The organism is Solitalea longa (genome assembly GCF_002920915.1).
Lineage (GTDB): Bacteria > Bacteroidota > Bacteroidia > Sphingobacteriales > Sphingobacteriaceae > Solitalea > Solitalea longa.
The window spans coordinates 78,211-99,451 of record NZ_PQVF01000005.1 but is presented as its reverse complement, the minus strand read 5'-3'; the positions used below and the strand labels follow the sequence as shown (position 1 = coordinate 99,451).

Sequence of the window (21,241 nt, the reverse complement as noted above, 5' to 3'; positions counted from 1 at the left end):
ATGCAAGGAGTACTCGCAAATGTTTAACCCATTGTTTTACCAAATAATTGCGAGGAAGTTAGGAAACTAAATACTTTCTTCATATGGCAACATTAAAATTATTCCTTAACACACAAAAAAGGAACAAACAAGACGAGGCCCCTCTATACCTTCGTATTATCAAGGATAGACGTTCAAAATACATATCCACAGGCATCTACATTAAAGAAAAAGATTGGGACAATAAGAATCGAAGAGTCAAAAAATCACATCCAAATTCTGTGAGGATAAATCATGTTATCGCTAATAAACTTTTGGAAGCGGAAGGACAGATAATGGAAATTCAATTAAAGGATAAGTATGCCGATACGAACACCATTAAACGGATTCTCACTGGGCAAGACGATCTAATGTTTAATCAGTTTTCAGATTATTATAAAAAGTCGGTAGAGCACAAATACAAAATAGCAACTCTAAATAAGTTAGACACGGCCATTAAGCGAATCAAAGAGTTCAATGATAACAACGATTTATATTTCCATGAAATTAATGTAGCCTGGCTGAGGAGCTTTGAAAGTTTTCTTAGAACGGATTGCAAGAACGGAACAAATACCATCCATACAACTTTAAAGCACTTGCGCAGGATAATTAACCAGGCAATTCAGGAGGAGCTTTATCCTTTGGAAAAAAATCCATTCTTAAGGTATAAACTTAAGTGGGAAAAGACCAAGCAAGAATATCTTACAATGGAAGAACTAAAGAAAATAGAAGATTTAGCATTGATACCTGGATCGAAAAAAGCAACCCATAGGGATATTTTTGTCTTTTCGGCTTATGTAGGAGGGCTTCGAATTTCAGATATTCTTCAACTGAAATGGGAGAATTATACAGGAGATAAAATAATCATTCAAACTCACAAAACGAGCTCGCTCGTATCAATAAAAATGCCTAATAAAGCGTTACAAATTCTGCATAAATATCATCGTCCAAACATTGAAAAAGAACAGTTCATTTTTCCAATATTAAATCAGAAAGAAGATTATACGGACAGGTTAGTTTTACATAGCGCTATTAGTAGTGCAACGGCATATGCAAACAAAGATTTAAAGCTTTTAGGTGAATCAGCTGACATTGATAAAAAACTTCACTTTCATATGGCTCGACACACTTTTGCAACCATGGCATTAATGAAAGGTATGCGGATCGAATATGTTTCTAAATTGATGGGCCATTCTAATATCACCACCACCCAGATCTACGCCAAAATTGTAAACGAAGAACTCGATAAAGCAATGGAAGTATTCAATTAACACCTATTCAACTACAAATTAGTAGTTAAGTTATCCTTAACTACTAATTGTTTTAATAATGCGTTAACAATGTTGAAAAGTCACTTTTTTCTTCTACTATAATTAAATGATCTAAACTTATCTGTTAATTTTAAGGACCGTCCGATTATTAACACAGCTATCGCAAAGCCCACACTTACAATTTTGTCAGCGACGATATTTCTGGCTTGCAGCCCATTTAAAACGCCATTTTATTGCTGCGCTGATTGCAAAATTCAAAAAATTGAAACTTCATACATGCAAGGAATTTATCAGGTCCCCAAAACCGGCGGGGACCTCCTAAATTCAATCGCCCTCTATTGCTTGCAAACGCGCTTTTTTCTATAAAAATGGTCCCCGGGACCTTTTTGGGACCCGGGGACTTATTCTTTTATTCCTCTTTCGCTTCCATAAAATTTTAAAACATCAAAAACATGGAAGCAGTAATTCTAACTAAAGATGCCTACAATGACCTGGTGGGGAAACTCGAAACAATCCAAAATCTCATCACTCGTAAGGAACGTCCTGAAGACAAGTTCATCGACAATCAGGACTTTCTATTCCTGATGAAAATCTCCAAACGTACTGCCCAAACCTGGCGCGACGAAGGAAAGATTGCTTTCTCTCAAATCGGTGCTAAAATTTATTACCGAATGACCGATGTTCAAGAGCTCCTTAACAAAAACTACAACAAACCTTTTGGGAGGAAATAAATATGGAAACCGGTAAGCCATTAAACTTTCAAAGTTTGTTAAATGAAAGCCAAGCCGTAATTAACGCGGATGCTGAAAAGCTCGAATGGTCAACACAGTTTTATAATAAAGCTCGTAACGACAAAAACTATAATGCAGAGCAGTTGCAAAAAATGTACGATCGACTACAATCAGATTTAAAACGGCAACATCTTTTTTCCGAACTCCTAATCCGTTTATTCGATCGAAATTATGCCCAATGCATTATTGGTATGGAGCAATGCTTTATTGATCAATTAAAACTGAATGGCAATCTACCCATGGATTACGTTTTCTATTACCGTAAAGAAAACGATCAATTCAAAGTTTATTTCATGCCCTTATAGATGAATTATTCCCAACCTATAATCCTTTTAAACAGGTGAGGGGTATAGGTTGGGAATTCGTGTAATTCGTTTTATTAGAGCAATTCGTGTTCTACAATTCGTGTGTTATCGATCAGTGTAATCTAATTTCTAATCAATGTAATCTCAACAAATATGCAAACTCTACCACCGCCTATAAGCTCCACCAATACCGTGGCCAATGAAACTAATCTCCAAAAACTTCTCGAAAGTCAATCCAAAATTCGAGAAAACAAATCGCGCCCTATAACCTTTGCATCCCCGATTTTAAGTCAAAACGAAAATCCAGTATTCTTTCCTCGAACCATTAATGTTATCCAGGGGAAAGCCGGAGTACATAAAAGTCGTTTAGCCGAAACCGTATGCGCCACTTTTCTAAAACAACCACACAGCAACCGTGATTTGTTAGGCTTCAAGTCACAATCAAATTATGGTAACTCTGCAGGGGTAGCAGTTTGCTACGTTGATACTGAACGTAACCTATCCGATCAATTACCCTACGCACTGCAACAAATCCAATTAAAAGCCGGTTATCAAATAGAAGATCATCCAGAGCTCTTCGATTATATTTCACTATTAGAGTTCGGAAGAGAGGAACGCTTCGAAATGTTGAACATGTATTTAGATTATATACGAAACAAGTTTCAAACGCATGTTTTCATTGTATTGGACGTAGTCACTGATTGTATCGAAAATTTCAACGACTCCAAGGATTCAATGCGGTTAATTGATATGATGAATCGGTCCATCAATCGATATAATGTTTCTTTTCTTTGCCTCATTCACGAAAACCCAGGCAACACCGATAAAGCCCGTGGCCATTTAGGCACCGAGATCATGAACAAGGCTTCCACAGTTATTCAGGTAGGTTTTGAAAAAGATTCAGAGAACCGTTTTACTGACTTGATAAAAGTTGCCTATCTAAAATGCCGTAGCTCTCGTAAGCACGAACCATTTTATGTACAGTATTCAGATGAAGATAAAGGACTGATCATTGCCAAACCGGAGTCCGTTGCTGAAATCTTAGGTGAAAGAATTAAAAAAGCGGAGTTAGATGATCTCTGCGAATTTTTAGGAAGAACTCTCGTTGAACCTATGAGCAAACAAACTTTATTCGATATCCTGGCTGAAGAATTCGATTGCAAGCCCCGCACCTTAGAAAACCGAATCAAGCAAATAATGCAAGTTCCCATTACCATTGTAAATGAAAATGGCGAATTCCTAATTCTGTGCAAAAGGCAGGAAAAGAAGGAAGTGTTATACTTTCTGAAAAAGGGCGTTTAGGGCCCATTTTTATCCTTTCTTGACGTTTGCAAACACGCAAGCCCTATATATGGAAAATGCTTTTGCAAACGTCAGAAAGGAGCAGTTACGCATTTGGATTATTTCACTAGTTTTCACTATTTTGCTAACGTATTTAATTAGCTGCAATCGAAATGACTCTGATTACAAATAACAAACATCTGAATCCGAGAAAAGCATTAAATAAAACCTTTTTAAAAGTTAAGCCTAATCCTTGTAGAAGTGAAAATTTAAGACCAATTGATTCATTTAAAGGCTCAGATTAACGAGAATGAACTATCAGCAACGACAATTTATAGTACCAATAAATGACTTTTTATCAGCATTATTCTTTTGATTTGTGGCTTACACTTATTAAATCGAATCCATTATTTAAAACCAAACGCACTCTTTTTTTCTATGAGAATTTTAATACTAAAGGTAAATCTTTAGATGAAGTGGGAGTTGTTTTCCGACAAGTAGATTTGCTATGCAATAGCATTAATGAAAAAACAGGTGGCAACATTGATGCTGAAGAAATGTACCTGATGGTTATAAGTATTATCAATGATTATAGCATTTGTTTTGATGATGTGGATATAAACAGGTTATACGAAGAAATGGAGCTACTTCTATTCAATTTCTTACCACTTGTTTACTGTGATCAAACGCTCAATGTTCTTGAGCGATTAAAAAACAGAGAGAATACAACGATAAGTTTATTAAGTAATACTGGTTTTATAAAAGGGCGTACTTTGCGAAAAGTACTACAGGAATTAGAGGTTGATCAATATTTGGATTTTCAATTGTATTCTGACGAAGAAGGTTTGTCTAAGCCTAATGAAAAGTTATTTCAACTTATGATTAACGAAATTAAAGACTTTAGGAAAGAGGAAATAATAAATAAAAAGCAGATTATTCATATTGGTGACAACGAACACGCAGATTTTTATGGAGCTCAAACTATTGGCGTAAATAGTTACCTAATTAACTCAAATAACAAAAGTATTACCTCTTTAATCTACTAATGAAGATTACCTATTCTTTACATAAAATAACAAATACTGACGATTTTGGATTCTGTCCGGATGATTATAGCCGTTTTAAATTTGGTGACGAACTGATTGCAAAAAAGTTCGGAACTCAATTGGCTAATGGGTTTATTCAGGATCAGTTAGCGAAAGCGCCTATTAAGGAACAAATTGTTGTAGTATCTAGTCCCTATTCATTTATTCCAACGGCTACATTTGCTATGAAGAACCATTTTGTTTTTGCGTTAAACAGATGGTTAGCAACTAATAATTTACCGGTAGTTCAGGAAACAAAAGTGCATCGTACTATTACTTATAAAGAAGATTATGGTGAACTAAATGCAGAAGAGAGAATGCGCTTGATCGGGAATGATTCATTTCATATAGACAAGATGTTTTTAGAAGGAAAAACAATTGTTTTTTTGGATGATATAAGAATCACTGGTGGTCACGAACGTATGATCTTGAAAATGACGCAAGAATACGACTTAACAAATGATATCTACTTGCTCTATTATGGAGAACTCGTCAATAAAGACATTCATCCAAATGTTGAAAACCATTTAAACTATCACAGCGTAAAAAATATTTTTGATCTAGAGGAGATTATTAAGAGTGGACATTTCTCTGTGAATACTAGAATAGTTAAGTATATACTTAACTATGACCCTGCTGCTTTTAGCCTGTTTATTCAAAATCAAAGCAGAGCATTTATAGATCAATTATATAACATGGCACTTGGTAATGGTTACCACACAATCGGAGCTTATTCTTCAAATTTAACTGTTATTAAAGATTATTTAATCAATCACAATTTAAAGGAAATACAATATGGCAATTAACTTGCAAAAAGGACAACGCGAAAAAATTGATGCTCCCAAATTTACTGTTGGTTTAGGATGGGATGCTAACAACTCATCAACAGGTACTGCTTTTGACCTCGACGCCTCTGTTTTTATTTTGGGTGAAAATAAAAAGTTATTATCTGACCAACATTTTATTTTTTACAATAACGTGAAAACTGCAAATGGTTCTGTTGAATATACAGGTGATAATTTAACAGGAGCAGGAGATGGTGATGATGAGCAGATCAAGGTAGACCTATCATCAATTGAAGCTGCAGCTGTTGAAATTTGTATTGTGGTAACTATCCATGAAGCCGAAGCCAGAAAACAAAATTTTGGTCAAGTAAGAAATTCTTATGTACGCGTTTTTGATCAAAATAATGCGGATATATTGAAGTACGAACTTGATGAAGACTTTTCTATTGAAACTGCAGTAGAGTTTGGTCGAATCTACAAACGTAATGGCGAGTGGAAATTTGAAGCAGTTGGAATTGGAATGAAAGGTGGATTGGAGGATTATCTCACAAAATATAACTAATCAAAGAAATATGGCAATTAATCTGCAAAAAGGGCAGCGTATCAACCTTGAGAAAAACAATGGTAGCAAGCTCCAAAATATTTGTGTAGGAATTAACTGGGGGGCAATAGAGAAAAAAAGTTTATTCGGCTCAGTTAGTAAAGAAGCAGTTGATTTAGATGCAAGCTGTGCTTTATATAATGATAGCAAACAAGTAATTGAAACTGTTTATTTTAGAAATCTTCAATCTAAAGATGGTGCAATTAGGCATAGTGGAGATGATTTGACAGGTGATTTGGATGGGGATGATGGTTTAGATAATGAGATTATCACCGTTGATTTTTCAAAATTAAACCCTGCTGTTTCTTTCGTTACGTTTATATTAAATAGTTACCGAGGTCAAGATTTTGGAACTATTCCATTTGCATCTATTCGCATTTATGAAGGAACACCTTCAAAAGTAACTGAGGTATTTGCTAAATATGATATCGTAAATGATGCCGGCTTTAAAGGTCATGTTTCCATGATTATGGGTGTTTTTTACAAAAGAAACGGTGAATGGAAATTTAACGCTATTGGTGAACCTACAAAAGATAAAAGATTAGAAGAAACAGTTAATACTGCAGCTCAAAATTATTTGTAGAACCTATTATTACCTAATGTATTATCTATTTATTAGTGCAATTAAATAAAGACTAAAAATTACAATGGAAGTAAATTCAAATACCGATCATCAGGATACTCTTGTAAAATTGGATAAAGAAGGAAATGTAGATTTATCTTTAATTACATCAGAGGATGCAAGAAAATTTGATGAAATTAACAAAAGTTTAGTTTCTACAGATGTGAATTCTATTTTAAACTATGGCGTCGAGGTTCAAAACTCGATGGAAAAATATAGTAATGAATTCTTATCCTCTGTACGTACATATAATTCGGGAGAAGTAGGTGGATTGATCAATGATTTGTTAACTGAATTGAATTATATCGATGTTGATGAACTTGAACAAGGGACTTTTAAGCAAATTATCTCCAGGATCCCATTTTTGAAGAAACTGATTTTTGACACTAAAAAGTTATTTCAGAAATACGATACCGTTGTTAGTAATATTGATAAAATCACCAATAAAATTAAAGTTGGCAGAGTAAATTCTATTAAAGACAATAGCTCTCTCCAAACAATGTTTGATAGTAATGTAAATTATATCAAACAAATGGAAGAGTTAATCATAGCAGGACAATTAAAGCATTCCCAACTTACTGAAACATTAGCTCAAATGGAAGCTAATGCGTCTAATTATAATGACTATGAAATCGCTGATTTAAGAGAGTTTGTTAACCGTTTAGATAAAAGGTTAGCAGACATGAAGATTGTCCGTTTTATTATGATGCAATCTTTAGCTCAGATTAGAGTAGTTCAAAATAATAATACATCTATTGCTGAAAAAGCACAATCAATTATTTCCACTACCATTCCTGTGTGGAAGAATCAACTAACGATTGCTGTTGCCCTTCAACGCCAAAAAGCAAATGTTGAAATGCAAAAGAAAATCTCTGAAACAACAAATACCATTTTGCAAAAGAATGCTGAATTGCTGAAACAGAACAGTATTGATGTTGCAAAAGAAAACGAGAAAACAGTTGTTTCACTTGAAACCTTAAAACAAACTACCAATTCTTTAATTGAAACCTTAAATGAGGTTAAACGAATTCACGAGGAAGGAAATCAAAACAGAAAAGTTTTAAATACTGAATTGCAGAATTTAGAAACCGAATTAAAGAAAAATGTAACAAACCTTAATTGATTGTCTTTTAATAATGAATGAAGATCGGGCAAGGATATTAAAGGAATCAGTCGCATTTATAAACAGATTACAATTGCTTTCGGCCTTTTTTGAGGAAGAAATTGTATATAAAATTTATTTGCGAAGCCAGATTATTCATCGATCCTTTGAAAACAATACCGAAATAGATATTAATAAACTGGAACTTTTTCATCTTCAGTTTACCAGCAGTGTGATTGAATTGTTGAAAAAGATCAAAAAAAGCAATGAACAAAAAATAAAACTGATCTATGATGAAATTGATTTAAATACGGCATTAGTTGAAAAATTACACAACTCAACAAGTAATGAAGCTGACTTTGATGAAGAAAGGGCAGAACATATTAAAAAGATTAACCTTTCTATACAAAACTTGTATAATAATCTTTCAGATTATTCAAAAGATAATCCTTTTGCCAAGAACATTAATGAGTTCGCAATTCGTTATGCCAAAGAGTTTTTTCATGATATAACTACTGATGTTTTCAATCAATTAATTCATCATGATTCAGATGATGTTTATAAAAATGCCTACGCAACAATTCATAAAAAGCTGTTAGGGATCCAGTGTAAATATAATTTCAAAAATACTTTTATCGGTGGGTTAAGATCTGGCGATGAGGTGCTTGAAGTTTATAAAATAATGGGAACCAGCAAGTATTTTGTGTACTATGGGGAGTCTCGTTTATTTCTGCTTTGTGATATTGCAACAATCCAAAATGTGGATTGGAAAAATACGGTGTCAAAAAAAGTAAAAATAATCCAGGACATGGAAGATAGAAATTGCTTACTGGAAACTCAGGTAACAATAACCAAAAGTTATATCTCTGAAGATGCTAAGCAATTACTTACGGCCTATTATGATAAGATAGAAGATGTGAGTTTTCTGGAAAACATAACCAATATTGACGTGCAGGCAAATATCTTAAAAACAATGCTCAATACAGATTTAATGTAATTGGCGGAACTTATAATTTATCAGAAAGAATTAATTATTCAATATAATAGAACATGGCAATTAATCTTCAAAAAGGACAACGTGAAGTTATCGCTGCCCCAAAGTTTGCGATTGGATTAGGCTGGGATACCAACAATGCATCAACCGGCTCCGGCTTTGATTTAGATGCTTCAGTATTTATTCTTGGTGAGAATAAAAAGCTCTTATCAGATGAACATTTTGTTTTTTATAATAATTTAAAAACAGTAGATGGTTCTGTGGAGCACACTGGAGATAATCTTACTGGTGATGGTGATGGAGATGATGAAACAATTAATGTAGATCTTTCAAAAATTGATGCTAGAGCTACTGAACTATGTGTGGTTGTAACCATTCATGATGCTGAAAAGAGAAAGCAGAATTTTGGTCAGGTTAGAAACTCATTCGTTCGCATTTACAATGTTGATACAAATGCAGAAATTCTAAAGTATGAATTAGAAGAAGATTTCTCTATTGAAACTGCAGTTGAATTTGGCAGAATTTATAAACGTAATAACGAGTGGAAATTTGAAGCTGTTGGAGTTGGAATGCAGGGAGGATTACAAGAATATTTAAATAGATATAACTAAACCTATATGGCAATTAATCTTCAAAAAGGGCAACGTATTGACTTACGTAAACAAAGCGGCGATAGCCTTACAAATTTTTGTGTTGGTGTAAACTGGGGTGCAATTGAATCAAAAGCACTTTTCGGGCTTTCAAAAAAAGTTACCAGTGTAGATCTTGATTTAAGTTGCATTATGCTTAATTCAGCAAAACAAGTATGTGATCACTTGTATTCACCTTTGTACCGTCAGGATGTGTTAAAACAGTTTGGTTTACCGTTAGGCAAATTGGTTACCCGAGAAGGGGCTTTGCGCCATTCAGGTGACGATCTAGCTGGTGATACAGGAGGAGATGATGGTTTAGATAACGAGATAATCACTGTTGATCTTTCTAAATTAAGCGCAGATGTAGAGCAAATTTATTTCTTTCTTAACAACGTTGGTAAAGAAGACTTCTCTCAAATTCCTTTTGCGAAAATTAGAATGTACGAAGGAACAACTAAATCTGTAAAAGAAGTATTTGCTTCTTATAATGTCGCTGCTGAGTCTCAGTATACTGGACGAAAAGCGTTGATTATGGGTAAACTTTATAAAAAAGATGGTGAATGGAAATTCAATGCCATTGGTGATCCTACCGAAGATGTGTTTTTTGGACAAACAATCCAGAGACTATTGCAATCATACGCATAACATTTATCAATAGTTATATGAGAAGACTTCCAGTTTATCTGTTATTAGATACATCAGGCTCCATGAGCGGTGAGCCTATTGAAGCTGTAAAAAATGGGGTGCAAGTAATGATTAGTTCATTACGTCAAAATCCACAGGCTATAGAAACTGCATTTATTAGTGTAATTACATTTGATAGTTCAGCCAATCAAATAATACCCCTTACTGATTTAGCATCTTTCCAAATGGTTGATTTAAAAGCCACAGGCACAACTGCTTTAGGGGATGCGCTAAAATTAGTAAGTAATAAAATTGATAATGAGGTAACTAAAACAACCTCTGAACAAAGAGGAGACTGGAAACCTCTTGTATTTATTATGACTGATGGAATACCAACGGATGATTGGCAAAGTGGATTAAACGAATTCAAAAAAAGAAAAACAGCATTCACTGTAGCTTGTGCAGCTGGAAATGGAGCTGATACAAATATATTAAAGCAAATAACAGCAAATGTAGTAAGTCTTGATACTGCTGATAGCCAAAGTATTTCTAAATTTTTCACTTGGGTAACAGCATCTATTGGGGTAAGCTCTACTAAAGTTGAAGACAGTGGTAAAGAAGTAACTGGATTGAATGAGTTACCTCCTCCTCCCTCAGAATTAAATATTGTTGTTTAATTTCAGATAAGTCACTTTTGAAAATTACTGGGCAAGTTCACAAACCAAATATTACAGTTGGGGAACGAAGAAGTTTTGCATTAGATTCTATCGTACTGTGTGAAATTAATATTGATGCGGACTGTACTTTTAATGATTTGGAACGTTTCGATTCCTTTGTCTTTATTTCAAAAAATGGTGTAATACACAAAAATACAGACTTGGTGTTTTACAACAATTTATCAGATGATAAAAAAATAGTGACTGAAAGTCTTGTTGAAAGCCCAACATACGATATTCAATTAAGATTTAAAGTATCAGAATTAAATTCTATCGATGAAAAGATAGAGGTTTATTTACGGTTTGATTTTTTTAAACCAACGAAGACAATTTTCGATTATTTTAAAAAAACGGTTTCAAAGAAATTAAACATCCAATTTATATTACTTGATAAAAAAATGATTCAGTTTGAAAAGGGTGAGACAAACTTGATGCCATGTAACACTTTGAAATTATTCGAATTGTCGAAGTTAAATGATGAAACTTTTCAAGTTCAATTCACATCTGAAACCAGCGATATTACAATAGAGGAAATCATTGAAAATAAATTAAAAAAAGCTGATGGGTAAATTTGGATTTTCTTTTTCATGGAAAAGGGCATTGGGCATTACTTCTGCAAAACAGAAGTTTGCCCGAAGTACCGGTATTCCCACTTCTAAAAGTGGAGTTGAACAAAAATTAGGGAAACTAATATTAAAGGCGCTATTCAGTAAAAAATAAAAATGAGAAGATTACCCGTTTATTTTTTGTTAGATACTTCTGGTTCTATGTATGGTGAACCTATTCAGGCATTAAATAATGCCTTAAGTGGCATGATAAATACTCTTAGAACCGATCCGCAGGCATTGGATTCACTTTGGATAAGTGTCATAACCTTTGATCGTGAAGTAAAAGAAATAGTACCATTAACTGAATTGGTAAGTTTTCAATTACCCGAAATTGTTTGCCCTCAAAGTGGACCAACACACACTGGAGCTGCTCTAGAAGTGCTTTACCAAAAAGTGATTACAGACGTACGAAAAGGCACTTCAGATCAAAAGGGAGATTGGAAACCCCTTTTCTTTTTGTTTACCGATGGTAAGCCGTCCGATATACAATTGTATAGGCAAATGATATCGCAAATAAAAAGTTTAAACTTTGGAGCGGTTGTAGGATGTGCTGCAGGTCATTTAGCTGATGACAGCTTACTTAAGGAATTAACCGATTCAGTAGTACACCTGGATACTTGTGACAGCACAACACTAAAAACTTTTTTTAAATGGGTATCTGATACTATTGAACAAGGTAATAAAAGCCAAGGAACTGGGGAAAGTGTAGAATTGCCAGCACCGCCTAGTGAAATACATTTAGTTATATGAAATTAATGCTTTTCTTAATTATTAGCTTTTTGATTGTAGGATTATTTCTATACTCAAAATTATTACCTCATAAAGATAGACTTGATAAGCAATACAAAGGGTTGTTTAATTTTTGCAATAGCATTTTTAGTCCATTATTGAACTTTTTGAGATCAATTATCAAGCCGATGAAGGTTGGTCAAGGTTTGGCTGTGGATATGGCACAATTGATTTTATTGATACTGTTTTTAATTCTTATAAAAATACTTTAGGAACCTTTAACTCTATTTCTCCACCAAAAAAACGATCAGTAATGAGAAGACTCCCTATATATTTTTTAATTGATATTTCCGAATCCATGGTTGGAGAACAAATCCAACAGGTTGAAGAGGGTATTGCCACCATTATTAAAGAATTAAAAACGGATCCATATGCTATAGAAACCGCTTGGATATCGATTATTGTTTTTGCAGGTCAAGCAAAAACTTTGGTTCCATTACAAGAGATTGTTAATTTCTATCCACCGAAATTCCCTATTGGGAGTGGCACTTCCCTTAGTAAAGGTTTAGGCCACTTAATGTATGAGCTAAGAAGCAATGTTGTAAAAACTACCGCCGAGCGAAAAGGAGACTGGAAGCCTCTTATATTTTTATTTACAGACGGTGTGCCCACTGATGACACTAAGGCTGCAATTGCAGAATGGAAACTTAATTGGCAACATTCTACTAATATGGTGGCCGTTTCTTTCGGGAGTGAAACTGATACGCAAATATTGAGCGAGCTTACAGAAAATGTATTGTCGTTTAAAAATACAACTACGGCCTCCTATAAAGAATTTTTTAAATGGGTCACAGCTTCGATAAAAACAACCAGTATTAGTGTCGAGAATAATTCAACAGGTTTTGATCTTCCAAGGTTCGAAACAGACATTATCTCGAAGATCGATCTTTCAAAATCTCCTTTAAATAAACAACTTGTTGATAATAACTTCGTGATTCTTGCTGCCAAATGCCAAAACTCACAAAGACCTTATCTAATGAAGTACCGCAAAACAATTAATCCGTCAGGATTTTCTGATTTTCAAACCCTTTCATACAAATTAGTTGGCGCATATCAGATTGACCAAAATTATTTTGAATTATCGGATCAGTCAGGCGTTAATCAAAAAATACATACTGATGAATTAATTGGCTCTCCGACATGCCCTTGTTGTGGTAATCAAATAGGTTTTGCGATGTGTCATTGTGGGGGAATTCATTGTATTGGTGATAGTGAAATTAATACTTGCCCTTGGTGTGAAAATACTAGTCAATACGGAATTGGCCAAGGAGGATTTGATGTAAACCGTACACAAGGTTAAAATGATGAGTGAAGAAATTATATACATTAAAAATCTTTTTGCTAACCGGGGTATCATCCTGAACAACAAGCTTGAGCATCTTTTCGATGCTTTTGTTAAGGATGAATTTAATATTAAAGCTGTACAACAAATCTTAGAAAATCAAAAAATGCTCACTGAAAAATGGAAATTGAAAAATAGGATCTCCGATATACTTCAACAACCGGTAAGCATTCCCAATGGAACTGTAAATAAACCTTATGAAGCCAAGCTTGATTTTATAAAATTAGGTTGGAATGAAATTGTTTTTTTCGAGCTCTTTGGGTTAGATGATCTAGGCTTAATTTATGAACCTCTAGAAGAGGTTATTTCAGGTATACCTTTAAAAAATGGAGATCTTAAATTTGTTTTAAAATTTAGAGTCGAAGGAGAATTAGAAGATTCAGAACTGCACGAAAAAACAATTTCTTTCGTAGTTAACCCCGATCCTAAATCTTTATGGAAAGATATTAAAAGCGACGAATCAGACCCTTACTGGAAAGAGGATAATATAACATCTTCTGGAAAGTTGGGAGAAAAAAATATAGTTGTAGCTTCCAAGAGAGGTCGTTCTCATGCAAATGTCGGATCTTTTCGAGACGATCATTTTACATTTAAACATTTAGATAATACTGGATGGAGTATTATTGCTCTAGCTGACGGCGCAGGAAGTTCCAAGATATCAAGGGACGGTTCAAAAACTGCCTGTGATGGAATTATTAACTATTTTTCAGAGAATTTAAGCACTGAAATCTTTAAAGAGTTTGATATTTTATTAAAGGATCATTGTGTAGGTTCTGGAGAAAACACATTGAAAAAGCTAAACCATTTTGTATACAACAATTTAGGAAAAGCAGCTTTAGATATTCATAAGTCTTTAGAGCAACGGGCCAATAAATTAGAAGTCAACTTAAAGGATTTACACACAACCTTAATATTTGTTCTTTTGAAAAAATATGAGTTTGGATATGCAATTCTTTCCTTTGGTGTTGGAGATTGTCCCATAGGCTTAATCAATAAAGATTTATCATCAGTGAATTTAATGAACTGGCTTGATGTGGGTGAATTTGGCGGGGGCACCAGATTTATTACAATGCCTGAAATATTTCAAAGTGAAAAATTTGCTACCAGGTTCGGATTTAAAATTGTCGAAGACTTTTCTTATTTAATGCTGATGACCGATGGTATTTATGACCCAAAATTTGTAGTTGAAGCGAATCTTGATAAGATAGAGAAATGGCTAGAGTTTCTTGAAGATCTAAATGGGAAAAATGAGGATAATATAAAAGTTGATTTCATAAAAGATAATACTGAAATAGAAACTCAATTATCAAAATGGATGGATTTCTGGAGCCCCGGCAATCATGATGACAGAACGTTAGCAGTAATTTTTTAAAATAAAATTAATTTATAATGACTAAAACCATATCGGTTTCATCAACAATTACGGGTAAATCATACCAATACATTGACACGGGTGAGCCTATGCGAGGCGGCATGAAGGATGTTTTTTTTAGTCCGGATAAGTCTTATGTGGTTGCCTTTTACAGGGATATTCAGGATTTCAATTCCAAAGAACGCCTCAAGAAAATTGTTACTCAATATTATGATAACTTTTTCAATCGAGAAGGTGGTAGCTATTATAAAGATCTGTATTGCTGGCCTACCGACATGGTGGAATTGGATAAAAAAATAGGTTTAATAGTGCCCTCTTACAATAAGAATTTCTTTTTCAAAAAGGGCTATGCCACAAGCGATTTGATTAAAGGAGAAGAAAAACAAGGCAAATGGTTTGCTTCTCCAAAATTTAGAAACAAACAATTTTCTTTACGACTTGATGAGTCGGAGTTAGGTAATTGGTTGAGTTACTTTCAGATATGCGTAAACATTGCCAGAGGGGTAAAAAGATTACATTCGGCAGGTTTGGCTCATTCTGATTTATCATATAAAAATGTATTAGTTGATCCGATAAGTAAATCTGCAGCTATAATCGATATTGATGGGTTAGTAGTCCCAGGCTTATTTCCGCCCGATGTGATTGGAACAGCTGATTTTATCGCACCCGAAGTCTTAGCTACAAAGCATTTAAATATAAAAGATAGTAACAGAAAACTACCCAACCGTTTAACAGATTTACACGCATTGGCAGTGTTGATTTATATGTATTTACTTTATCGGCATCCTTTAAAAGGAGGTAAAATACATGATATAGATCCAGAAAAAGATGACCTGCTTGCAATGGGAGAAAAAGCCCTTTTTATCGAACATCCAACAGATAATAGTAATAAGCCTAAACTAAATCAGATTAACCCAAAAGAATTGCCTTGGGCAGATACTTCTAAATTGAGCTATAAAATAACTGGACCCTATTTAAAATCGTTATTTGAAAGGGCATTTATTGATGGGTTACATAACCCAATGTTGCGCCCTACAGCGGATGAATGGGAACAGGCTCTATTGAAAACAACTGATTTAATGCAAACCTGTCTTAACTCATCTTGTGAGCAGAAATGGTATGTTTTTGATAATACAAATAATCCCAGATGTCCGTTTTGTGGGACTGCTCATAGAGGTACATTGCCTGTTCTCGACTTATATTATCAATTCAGGCCAGCCATATGGAAACCTGAAAACCATCGCTTAATGGTTTATAATAACCAATATTTATTTCAATGGCATGTTAATAGAAATATTATAAGAAACGAAAAATTAACTGAAGCTGATAAAATGCCGGTGGGTTATTTCACTTTTCACAATAATAAATGGGTTTTAGTAAATCAAAAATTATCCTCACTAAAAGATTTAACAGAAGATAAAGAAGTACCCCCTGGAACTATGGTTGAAATAACCGATGGAAAAAAACTATTACTGTCAAAAGAGGATGGTGGTAGAGTAATATTAATTACAATGGCAAATAAATAATTATAAACAAACTTAAATACTAATAAATAACATGATGGATTTTTTGCACCAAATTCTTGGAAACGATTTACAAGCTGCTCTCCTTATTATTTTAAACCTAATAGTAATTGAAAGTCTCCTATCTGTCGATAATGCTGCAGTATTGGCAACTATGGTTATGGACTTACCCAAAGAAGAAAGAAATAAAGCTTTAAGATATGGTATTATCGGAGCCTACTTCTTTAGAGGAGTTTGCTTATTATTGGCTACTTGGTTAGTTAAAATTTGGTGGTTAAAACCCTTAGGAGGTTTATATCTTTTATATCTCACTTATGGATATTTCAAAGGAAAGTCAACTCCACAAGAAGATGATGATATAATTGATAAAAAAGGGAACTGGATATATCGTATGACTGTTGGAGCTATGGGTAATTTTTGGGCAACAGTCGCCTTGGTGGAAGTAATGGACTTAGCTTTTTCCATTGATAATGTTTTTGCCGCAGTGGCTTTCACTGATAATATTTATTTAATATGTACTGGTGTTTTCATCGGGATATTAGCTATGCGTTTTGTTGCTCAAGGTTTTGTAAAGTTGATGGAAAAATTTTCATTCCTTGAAACTGTAGCGTTTATAGTAATTGGAGTATTAGGGTTAAAGCTCTCAATTTCTTTATACACACATTTCTATTCAAATACTGAATTTGCAAAATTATTAGAGAGTGAAAAAACGGATCTTTTTGTGTCAATTTTCACTGTAGGTATTTTTGTTATCCCTGTTTTGACATCTTATTTATTTAATTTTCCAAATAAAACTGCTCAAGCAATTGGGAATGATTAATTTTTTCAGGAGAGAGACTACAAATCTCTCTCCTTTTTAGTAATTAACTTATAGAGTTTTAAATAAATATGGCATCTTGTTATCACTGTGGACGGGGTGGTGCAAGCTACAGGAGAAATGTAGTAACCGGTCTTTCAAATACAACTTATTACGGTAATAGAAATACAAGTTATAGCACAAGAACGTATTCAGGATTAAGAACTGTTTGTGAAAAATGTGCTTTTGACATTGATAAAGGTAGACTCGTCAGAAGTATAATAGGTCTATGGATTTTAAATATTGTATTAGCAGGTTTAATTATTTATTTTAAGTTTTAAAATGGCTGATTGGAGTTCTCTCAAACCTCTTAAGAACCATTCAACGGTTCTTAAATTAATAGCTGTAATTTTAGTTTCTATATTAATTTTCCTTCCAAGACATGCTTTTAATCTAAGCAGTAATTTACTTATTAACGATAAGAAAGCGACTTCCAAAGTTATCGCGATTAGCGGTCTTTCGATTAGAGATAAACCGAGCAAGAGAGGAATTTTACTTACAACGGTACCTTACCAAGAAAAATTGGCAATCATTGACACAAGCGTTTCCCAAGATTATGTAAATGGTAAGAATGGGTATTGGTATAAAGTAGAGTATCAAGGAATAATTGGTTTTGCATGGGGTAACTATATAACACAATAACCATTATTATTGATGATTTGAGGTTGAATATGAAATGAGAGCTATGTTGCATTGGCTTTACCTAGCTCAATAAAGTTTTTTAAAGATCTTATTTTGGCTGTTTTCTAGTTGACCATGAAAAATATATCGTGAGAGGGCATTACAGATATATTTATTTATCTAGGAAATAGTAGGAAATTTCACCATGTATTAACAGTCAAAGTTTCCCACCGCACGACAGGTAAATAGGCATTCCTCAATCGTCGCCGGCAATGGGTACGCCAGCCTATAAAGTAACAATTGGCATTAACACTTTATACCCTTCGGGTGCCTGGCGGCAGGCTGTCATACCCATTGCTTTCGGCTCCTCATTCGTCATAGCAGCTCTCTCCGTGTTGGCAGCCGCTTCATTCCTTACGCCTCGTACCTCGGCTCCATTCATTCAGCCGCTACCATCCCGGTCGCTGCTCGTGTTTAGGCTCGCCTGCTGGTCGGTCAGGCTGCGGGTTGTCATACTTTTTGCCAAGCGTCACCCTGAGCGCAGTCGAAGGGCAAAAAGTCCGCCAACCCTTGTGTAGTGCAGTCCGCCAGGCTTTTGTCCGTACACAACCCCGACTTCCAAAAGCCGCGTCCTTTCTACATAGGTCGCAAACCGCCCTCGTACCTCGGGCTGTAGTTTGCTCCCACCATTCCCTCCACTCGCAAGCGGCTCGCGGCACAAGGCCAACACACGCTCAAGGCTGTTTTACCTCTACCCACTCGCATTCTACAATCTAATATTTGGTTTAAGAAAACAATGGCTATTTTAGCGCAAAATCAATGCTATATGACGTATAGACGCAACTTTATTGCGTCTATTTAATTGTTGTGCGTCATGCGTTTGGACAAGGTGACAACAATTAATTATGGGACTTATAATCGGACTTTTTATGTTTTCAAAATTATTCTCCGGGACAGAGCAGGACGACAAATTTGTTGTGGGACAGGTTTGGGAGTATCACACGAGAAAGGGAGAAGAAAAATCAACTTTGACAATTGTGGGAGTTGAGAAACATAAAAAACTTTGGACAATAATCAACATCTACGTTGGCGGACTTAAGATTAAGAATCCAAATGCAGACAATGGACTTTCTGATGAAATTCAACATCTTCCATTTTCAAAAGAGGCTATTGATAAAAGCGTTACAAAGTTAATTGGGACAACGAAGAAACTGCCAGACTACAAAGACGGCTATGATGAATGGAGGACAGCATTTGACAAGGGTAAAGCCGGAGTTTTTTCTATTACCGTTATGGAATCAATTGACGTAATGGAGAAAACGCTGAATCAATAACAAGAGTGGAGTAAAACGCACGAACGCACAACAATGTGTATATGCAATTTAAATTTGATTAATCATTTTTAAAGGAAAATTTAAACTGCACATACACTAGCGTTATGCGATAATGAAAATGCGCCAAAAAACCATCCTACTAACTCTTTTTGTCCTTACTCTTGCTGGTTGCAAGAGGATAGATAATAATTGGAAATTAAAAACGAAGATTAAAGAAATTACTACCAAAGCTGATCAAGCAAAGAACTCAGTCTATAAGTTTCGTTTGGATAGTTTGACTGATTTTCCATGGAATGAGGCTTACTTTTTTTCAGGAGACTCTGGAGGTATTGGGTTAGATTATATAAGCAAGAACATAGGAGCACAGTGGGATGGACCAAATCTAGATGATGGAGAACTCAGGCTGATATTTGTAAACGACCACGTGGTTGTGTCATACGTTGACTTCGACTTAAATGATCATATTTGGTTTTTAAGTTGTGATTCTTTACCTATGAGTGACCAAAATTCTTTTACATATATCAAAAAAAGTACCTCTAATCAATTTATCACTTATTTACATTGCAATAATACTACTAAAACGAGAATGTTTGTACCGATTCATTGTTACGAAATATTTAAGGATAGAACCGATTGTAAATAATCATCATCGCATAACAACCGCTTGCCGCAATCGCGGTGGACGTGCAATTTTGAACTGAATACTTAATTTATAAATTTACATTCAACATTCGTTCTTCAATTGAACTTCAGTTCCTTCGGCAATACACAAAACATGAGGTGCAAGCGTAAAGAAACCATCAACTAAAACAATTTGCATTCGGATGATAGTTCCATCTATGACCGTTCAAGAAATTCACAAAGAGGTTTTTGAGGATATAAAAGGACTCAAGAACAAGTTGGATGCGTGTAAAAAAAATTTTGAAAGATTAGTTTTAAAATCTACGCGATATCCAGTAATGCAATCATATGCTTGTACAACTCTCGAACGGAAAAATAAATTTACCATCTATTATACGGCGCGTAAGCGAAGCGAACGTAGAACACCAATATTGCACATAATTGGTGTTTATTCTCGACCTGAAGGAAAATATGCCGTTGCTCCTACTTTAGATATGAACCTCGTCTCTATTTATCCTCCGCATTTTTTCAAAAGATATCGTGAAAGAATATTAAAAGATGATTCTATTTCAAACGAAGAAATTATCAATTTGTATTTTAAAAATGATTGGGGTTTTGTAGGCGCAGTTATAAATGAACAGTACGAATCAATTTATCATAGTTTTGAAAATTCCGAAGCGGAAGACAAAGTGAGCTTTGTGGCAGCAACTTCCCAAGGATATTGCTTTGGAGAAAGACAAGGTACAGTGAATATATTGAAAACGATAATTTCAGAGGATATGTTGTTCGACAATCAAAAAGCTATATTCATGAAACTCAAAAATGAATTTAATAATATGATTAAAGACATGTACGGGAATATAAAATAAATATGTCGCCAGCAGCACCTAAAACACACTAAACACAATGCGCGAAGTTGACTAAAAGGAAGAACTAGTTTCGCATTTTTTATCTTCCCCGAGCAATCACCGCCCATAGCGGGGGACCGTTAGCGCTACATCCAAACCTGGCGTCGGCCCCGTTCATCCAACCTTAAACCTCGCTTCCGCCCAAGTTAACCTTTTTTACAGCTATCAAGCCCTACGGGTTTGCAAGCGGTCAGCGGCATAAACCCTCAAGGCAATCTGCACAGTCCATTTATACGCTGCCTCGCTTGCAAAATAGCCGTAAAAAGTTTTGGGTTGCCTAACCGAAGTTTAAGAAGTTCTGTCGGGTTGACATTATTGTCATTTTCAGACGTGGTCAGACTGCTTTCCTTCATGCCTTTAACTACATTTAAGTCATTCTTAAAGAATACATATTTAATGTTTAGCTAAGCGGCTAACAAAAAAGTCCCCGCAATTTGCCA

25 protein-coding genes are annotated in these 21,241 nt (G+C 34.7%); 24 read left to right on the top strand and 1 reads right to left on the bottom strand.

From position 1 onward, the window contains the following. Window positions 1-83: 83 nt before the first annotated feature. The 21 genes from C3K47_RS07960 (at window position 84) to C3K47_RS07860 (ending at window position 17,959) form a co-directional block, all read left to right on the top strand. Entirely contained in the window at window positions 84-1,289 is a 1,206-nt protein-coding gene (locus tag C3K47_RS07960; protein ID WP_103788597.1) for a site-specific integrase, read from the top strand. A 452-nt stretch (window positions 1,290-1,741) separates the two neighbouring features. Next, window positions 1,742-2,020, top strand: a complete 279-nt coding sequence (locus tag C3K47_RS07955) for a helix-turn-helix domain-containing protein (RefSeq protein ID WP_103788596.1) — start codon at window positions 1,742-1,744, stop codon at window positions 2,018-2,020. A 2-nt stretch (window positions 2,021-2,022) separates the two neighbouring features. After that, the gene (locus C3K47_RS07950) at window positions 2,023-2,385 is read left to right on the top strand and encodes a hypothetical protein (protein ID WP_103788595.1); all 363 of its coding nucleotides are present in this window, start codon (window positions 2,023-2,025) and stop codon (window positions 2,383-2,385) included. 153 nt (window positions 2,386-2,538) lie between these two features. Continuing rightward, window positions 2,539-3,687: a hypothetical protein gene (locus C3K47_RS07945; protein WP_103788594.1), complete on the top strand. Its 1,149-nt coding sequence runs from the start codon at window positions 2,539-2,541 to the stop codon at window positions 3,685-3,687. A 326-nt stretch (window positions 3,688-4,013) separates the two neighbouring features. Continuing rightward, the gene (locus tag C3K47_RS07940) at window positions 4,014-4,712 is read left to right on the top strand and encodes an HAD family hydrolase (RefSeq protein ID WP_103788593.1); all 699 of its coding nucleotides are present in this window, start codon (window positions 4,014-4,016) and stop codon (window positions 4,710-4,712) included. Continuing rightward, the gene (locus tag C3K47_RS07935) at window positions 4,712-5,557 is read left to right on the top strand and encodes a phosphoribosyltransferase family protein (RefSeq protein WP_103788592.1); all 846 of its coding nucleotides are present in this window, start codon (window positions 4,712-4,714) and stop codon (window positions 5,555-5,557) included. Before C3K47_RS07940 ends, C3K47_RS07935 begins: the two co-directional genes overlap by 1 nt. After that, window positions 5,547-6,098 carry a TerD family protein gene (locus C3K47_RS07930; RefSeq protein ID WP_103788591.1) on the top strand — a complete coding sequence of 184 codons (552 nt, stop codon included), beginning with the start codon at window positions 5,547-5,549 and terminating at the stop codon, window positions 6,096-6,098. Before C3K47_RS07935 ends, C3K47_RS07930 begins: the two co-directional genes overlap by 11 nt. 10 nt (window positions 6,099-6,108) lie before the next feature. Then, a complete protein-coding gene (locus C3K47_RS07925) occupies window positions 6,109-6,720 on the top strand; it encodes a TerD family protein (protein WP_103788590.1) in 612 nt (203 codons plus the stop codon). Between the two features lie 64 nt (window positions 6,721-6,784). Further along, on the top strand, window positions 6,785-7,882 hold the full coding sequence (locus C3K47_RS07920; protein ID WP_103788589.1) for a toxic anion resistance protein: 1,098 nt from the start codon (window positions 6,785-6,787) through the stop codon (window positions 7,880-7,882). Between the two features lie 13 nt (window positions 7,883-7,895). Beyond that, window positions 7,896-8,858 carry a hypothetical protein gene (locus C3K47_RS07915; protein ID WP_103788588.1) on the top strand — a complete coding sequence of 321 codons (963 nt, stop codon included), beginning with the start codon at window positions 7,896-7,898 and terminating at the stop codon, window positions 8,856-8,858. A 53-nt stretch (window positions 8,859-8,911) separates the two neighbouring features. Continuing rightward, window positions 8,912-9,466 carry a TerD family protein gene (locus C3K47_RS07910; RefSeq protein WP_103788587.1) on the top strand — a complete coding sequence of 185 codons (555 nt, stop codon included), beginning with the start codon at window positions 8,912-8,914 and terminating at the stop codon, window positions 9,464-9,466. Between the two features lie 6 nt (window positions 9,467-9,472). Beyond that, complete coding sequence (locus C3K47_RS07905; protein WP_103788586.1) at window positions 9,473-10,132, top strand: TerD family protein; 660 nt, start codon at window positions 9,473-9,475, stop codon at window positions 10,130-10,132. Window positions 10,133-10,149: 17 nt separating this feature from the next. Continuing rightward, the gene (locus C3K47_RS07900; protein ID WP_103788585.1) at window positions 10,150-10,788 is read left to right on the top strand and encodes a vWA domain-containing protein; all 639 of its coding nucleotides are present in this window, start codon (window positions 10,150-10,152) and stop codon (window positions 10,786-10,788) included. A 17-nt stretch (window positions 10,789-10,805) separates the two neighbouring features. Continuing rightward, window positions 10,806-11,396, top strand: coding sequence for a hypothetical protein (locus tag C3K47_RS07895; RefSeq protein WP_103788584.1), 591 nt, complete (start codon window positions 10,806-10,808; stop codon window positions 11,394-11,396). Then, complete coding sequence (locus C3K47_RS19475) at window positions 11,389-11,547, top strand: hypothetical protein (RefSeq protein ID WP_165784655.1); 159 nt, start codon at window positions 11,389-11,391, stop codon at window positions 11,545-11,547. The genes C3K47_RS07895 and C3K47_RS19475 overlap by 8 nt, the downstream gene beginning before the upstream one ends. 2 nt (window positions 11,548-11,549) lie before the next feature. Beyond that, entirely contained in the window at window positions 11,550-12,185 is a 636-nt protein-coding gene (locus C3K47_RS07890; protein ID WP_103788583.1) for a vWA domain-containing protein, read from the top strand. Between the two features lie 292 nt (window positions 12,186-12,477). Next, the gene (locus C3K47_RS07880) at window positions 12,478-13,524 is read left to right on the top strand and encodes a TerY-C metal binding domain-containing protein (protein WP_103788581.1); all 1,047 of its coding nucleotides are present in this window, start codon (window positions 12,478-12,480) and stop codon (window positions 13,522-13,524) included. A 4-nt stretch (window positions 13,525-13,528) separates the two neighbouring features. Next, on the top strand, window positions 13,529-14,938 hold the full coding sequence (locus C3K47_RS07875) for a PP2C family serine/threonine-protein phosphatase (RefSeq protein ID WP_103788813.1): 1,410 nt from the start codon (window positions 13,529-13,531) through the stop codon (window positions 14,936-14,938). A 137-nt stretch (window positions 14,939-15,075) separates the two neighbouring features. After that, a complete protein-coding gene (locus tag C3K47_RS07870; RefSeq protein WP_243392515.1) occupies window positions 15,076-16,464 on the top strand; it encodes a helix-hairpin-helix domain-containing protein in 1,389 nt (462 codons plus the stop codon). Window positions 16,465-16,495: 31 nt separating this feature from the next. Continuing rightward, window positions 16,496-17,281 (top strand): TerC family protein, encoded by a 786-nt coding sequence (locus C3K47_RS07865; protein WP_243392512.1) that lies wholly within the window; start codon window positions 16,496-16,498, stop codon window positions 17,279-17,281. Between the two features lie 318 nt (window positions 17,282-17,599). Further along, window positions 17,600-17,959, top strand: coding sequence for an SH3 domain-containing protein (locus tag C3K47_RS07860; RefSeq protein ID WP_103788578.1), 360 nt, complete (start codon window positions 17,600-17,602; stop codon window positions 17,957-17,959). Window positions 17,960-18,224: 265 nt separating this feature from the next. Here the strand turns inward: C3K47_RS07860 and C3K47_RS19470 are convergent, their stop codons facing one another. Next, window positions 18,225-18,380, bottom strand: coding sequence for a hypothetical protein (locus C3K47_RS19470; protein WP_165784654.1), 156 nt, complete (start codon window positions 18,378-18,380; stop codon window positions 18,225-18,227). A gap of 463 nt (window positions 18,381-18,843) precedes the next feature. Here C3K47_RS19470 and C3K47_RS07855 point away from each other — a divergent pair, with 463 nt between their 5' ends. The 3 genes from C3K47_RS07855 to C3K47_RS07845 all read left to right on the top strand — a co-directional run bounded on the left by C3K47_RS07855 (window position 18,844) and on the right by C3K47_RS07845 (window position 20,762). Continuing rightward, entirely contained in the window at window positions 18,844-19,272 is a 429-nt protein-coding gene (locus C3K47_RS07855; protein ID WP_103788577.1) for a hypothetical protein, read from the top strand. 112 nt (window positions 19,273-19,384) lie between these two features. After that, on the top strand, window positions 19,385-19,915 hold the full coding sequence (locus C3K47_RS07850) for a hypothetical protein (protein WP_103788576.1): 531 nt from the start codon (window positions 19,385-19,387) through the stop codon (window positions 19,913-19,915). 196 nt (window positions 19,916-20,111) lie between these two features. Continuing rightward, complete coding sequence (locus C3K47_RS07845; RefSeq protein WP_133159351.1) at window positions 20,112-20,762, top strand: hypothetical protein; 651 nt, start codon at window positions 20,112-20,114, stop codon at window positions 20,760-20,762. Window positions 20,763-21,241 lie beyond the last annotated feature (479 nt).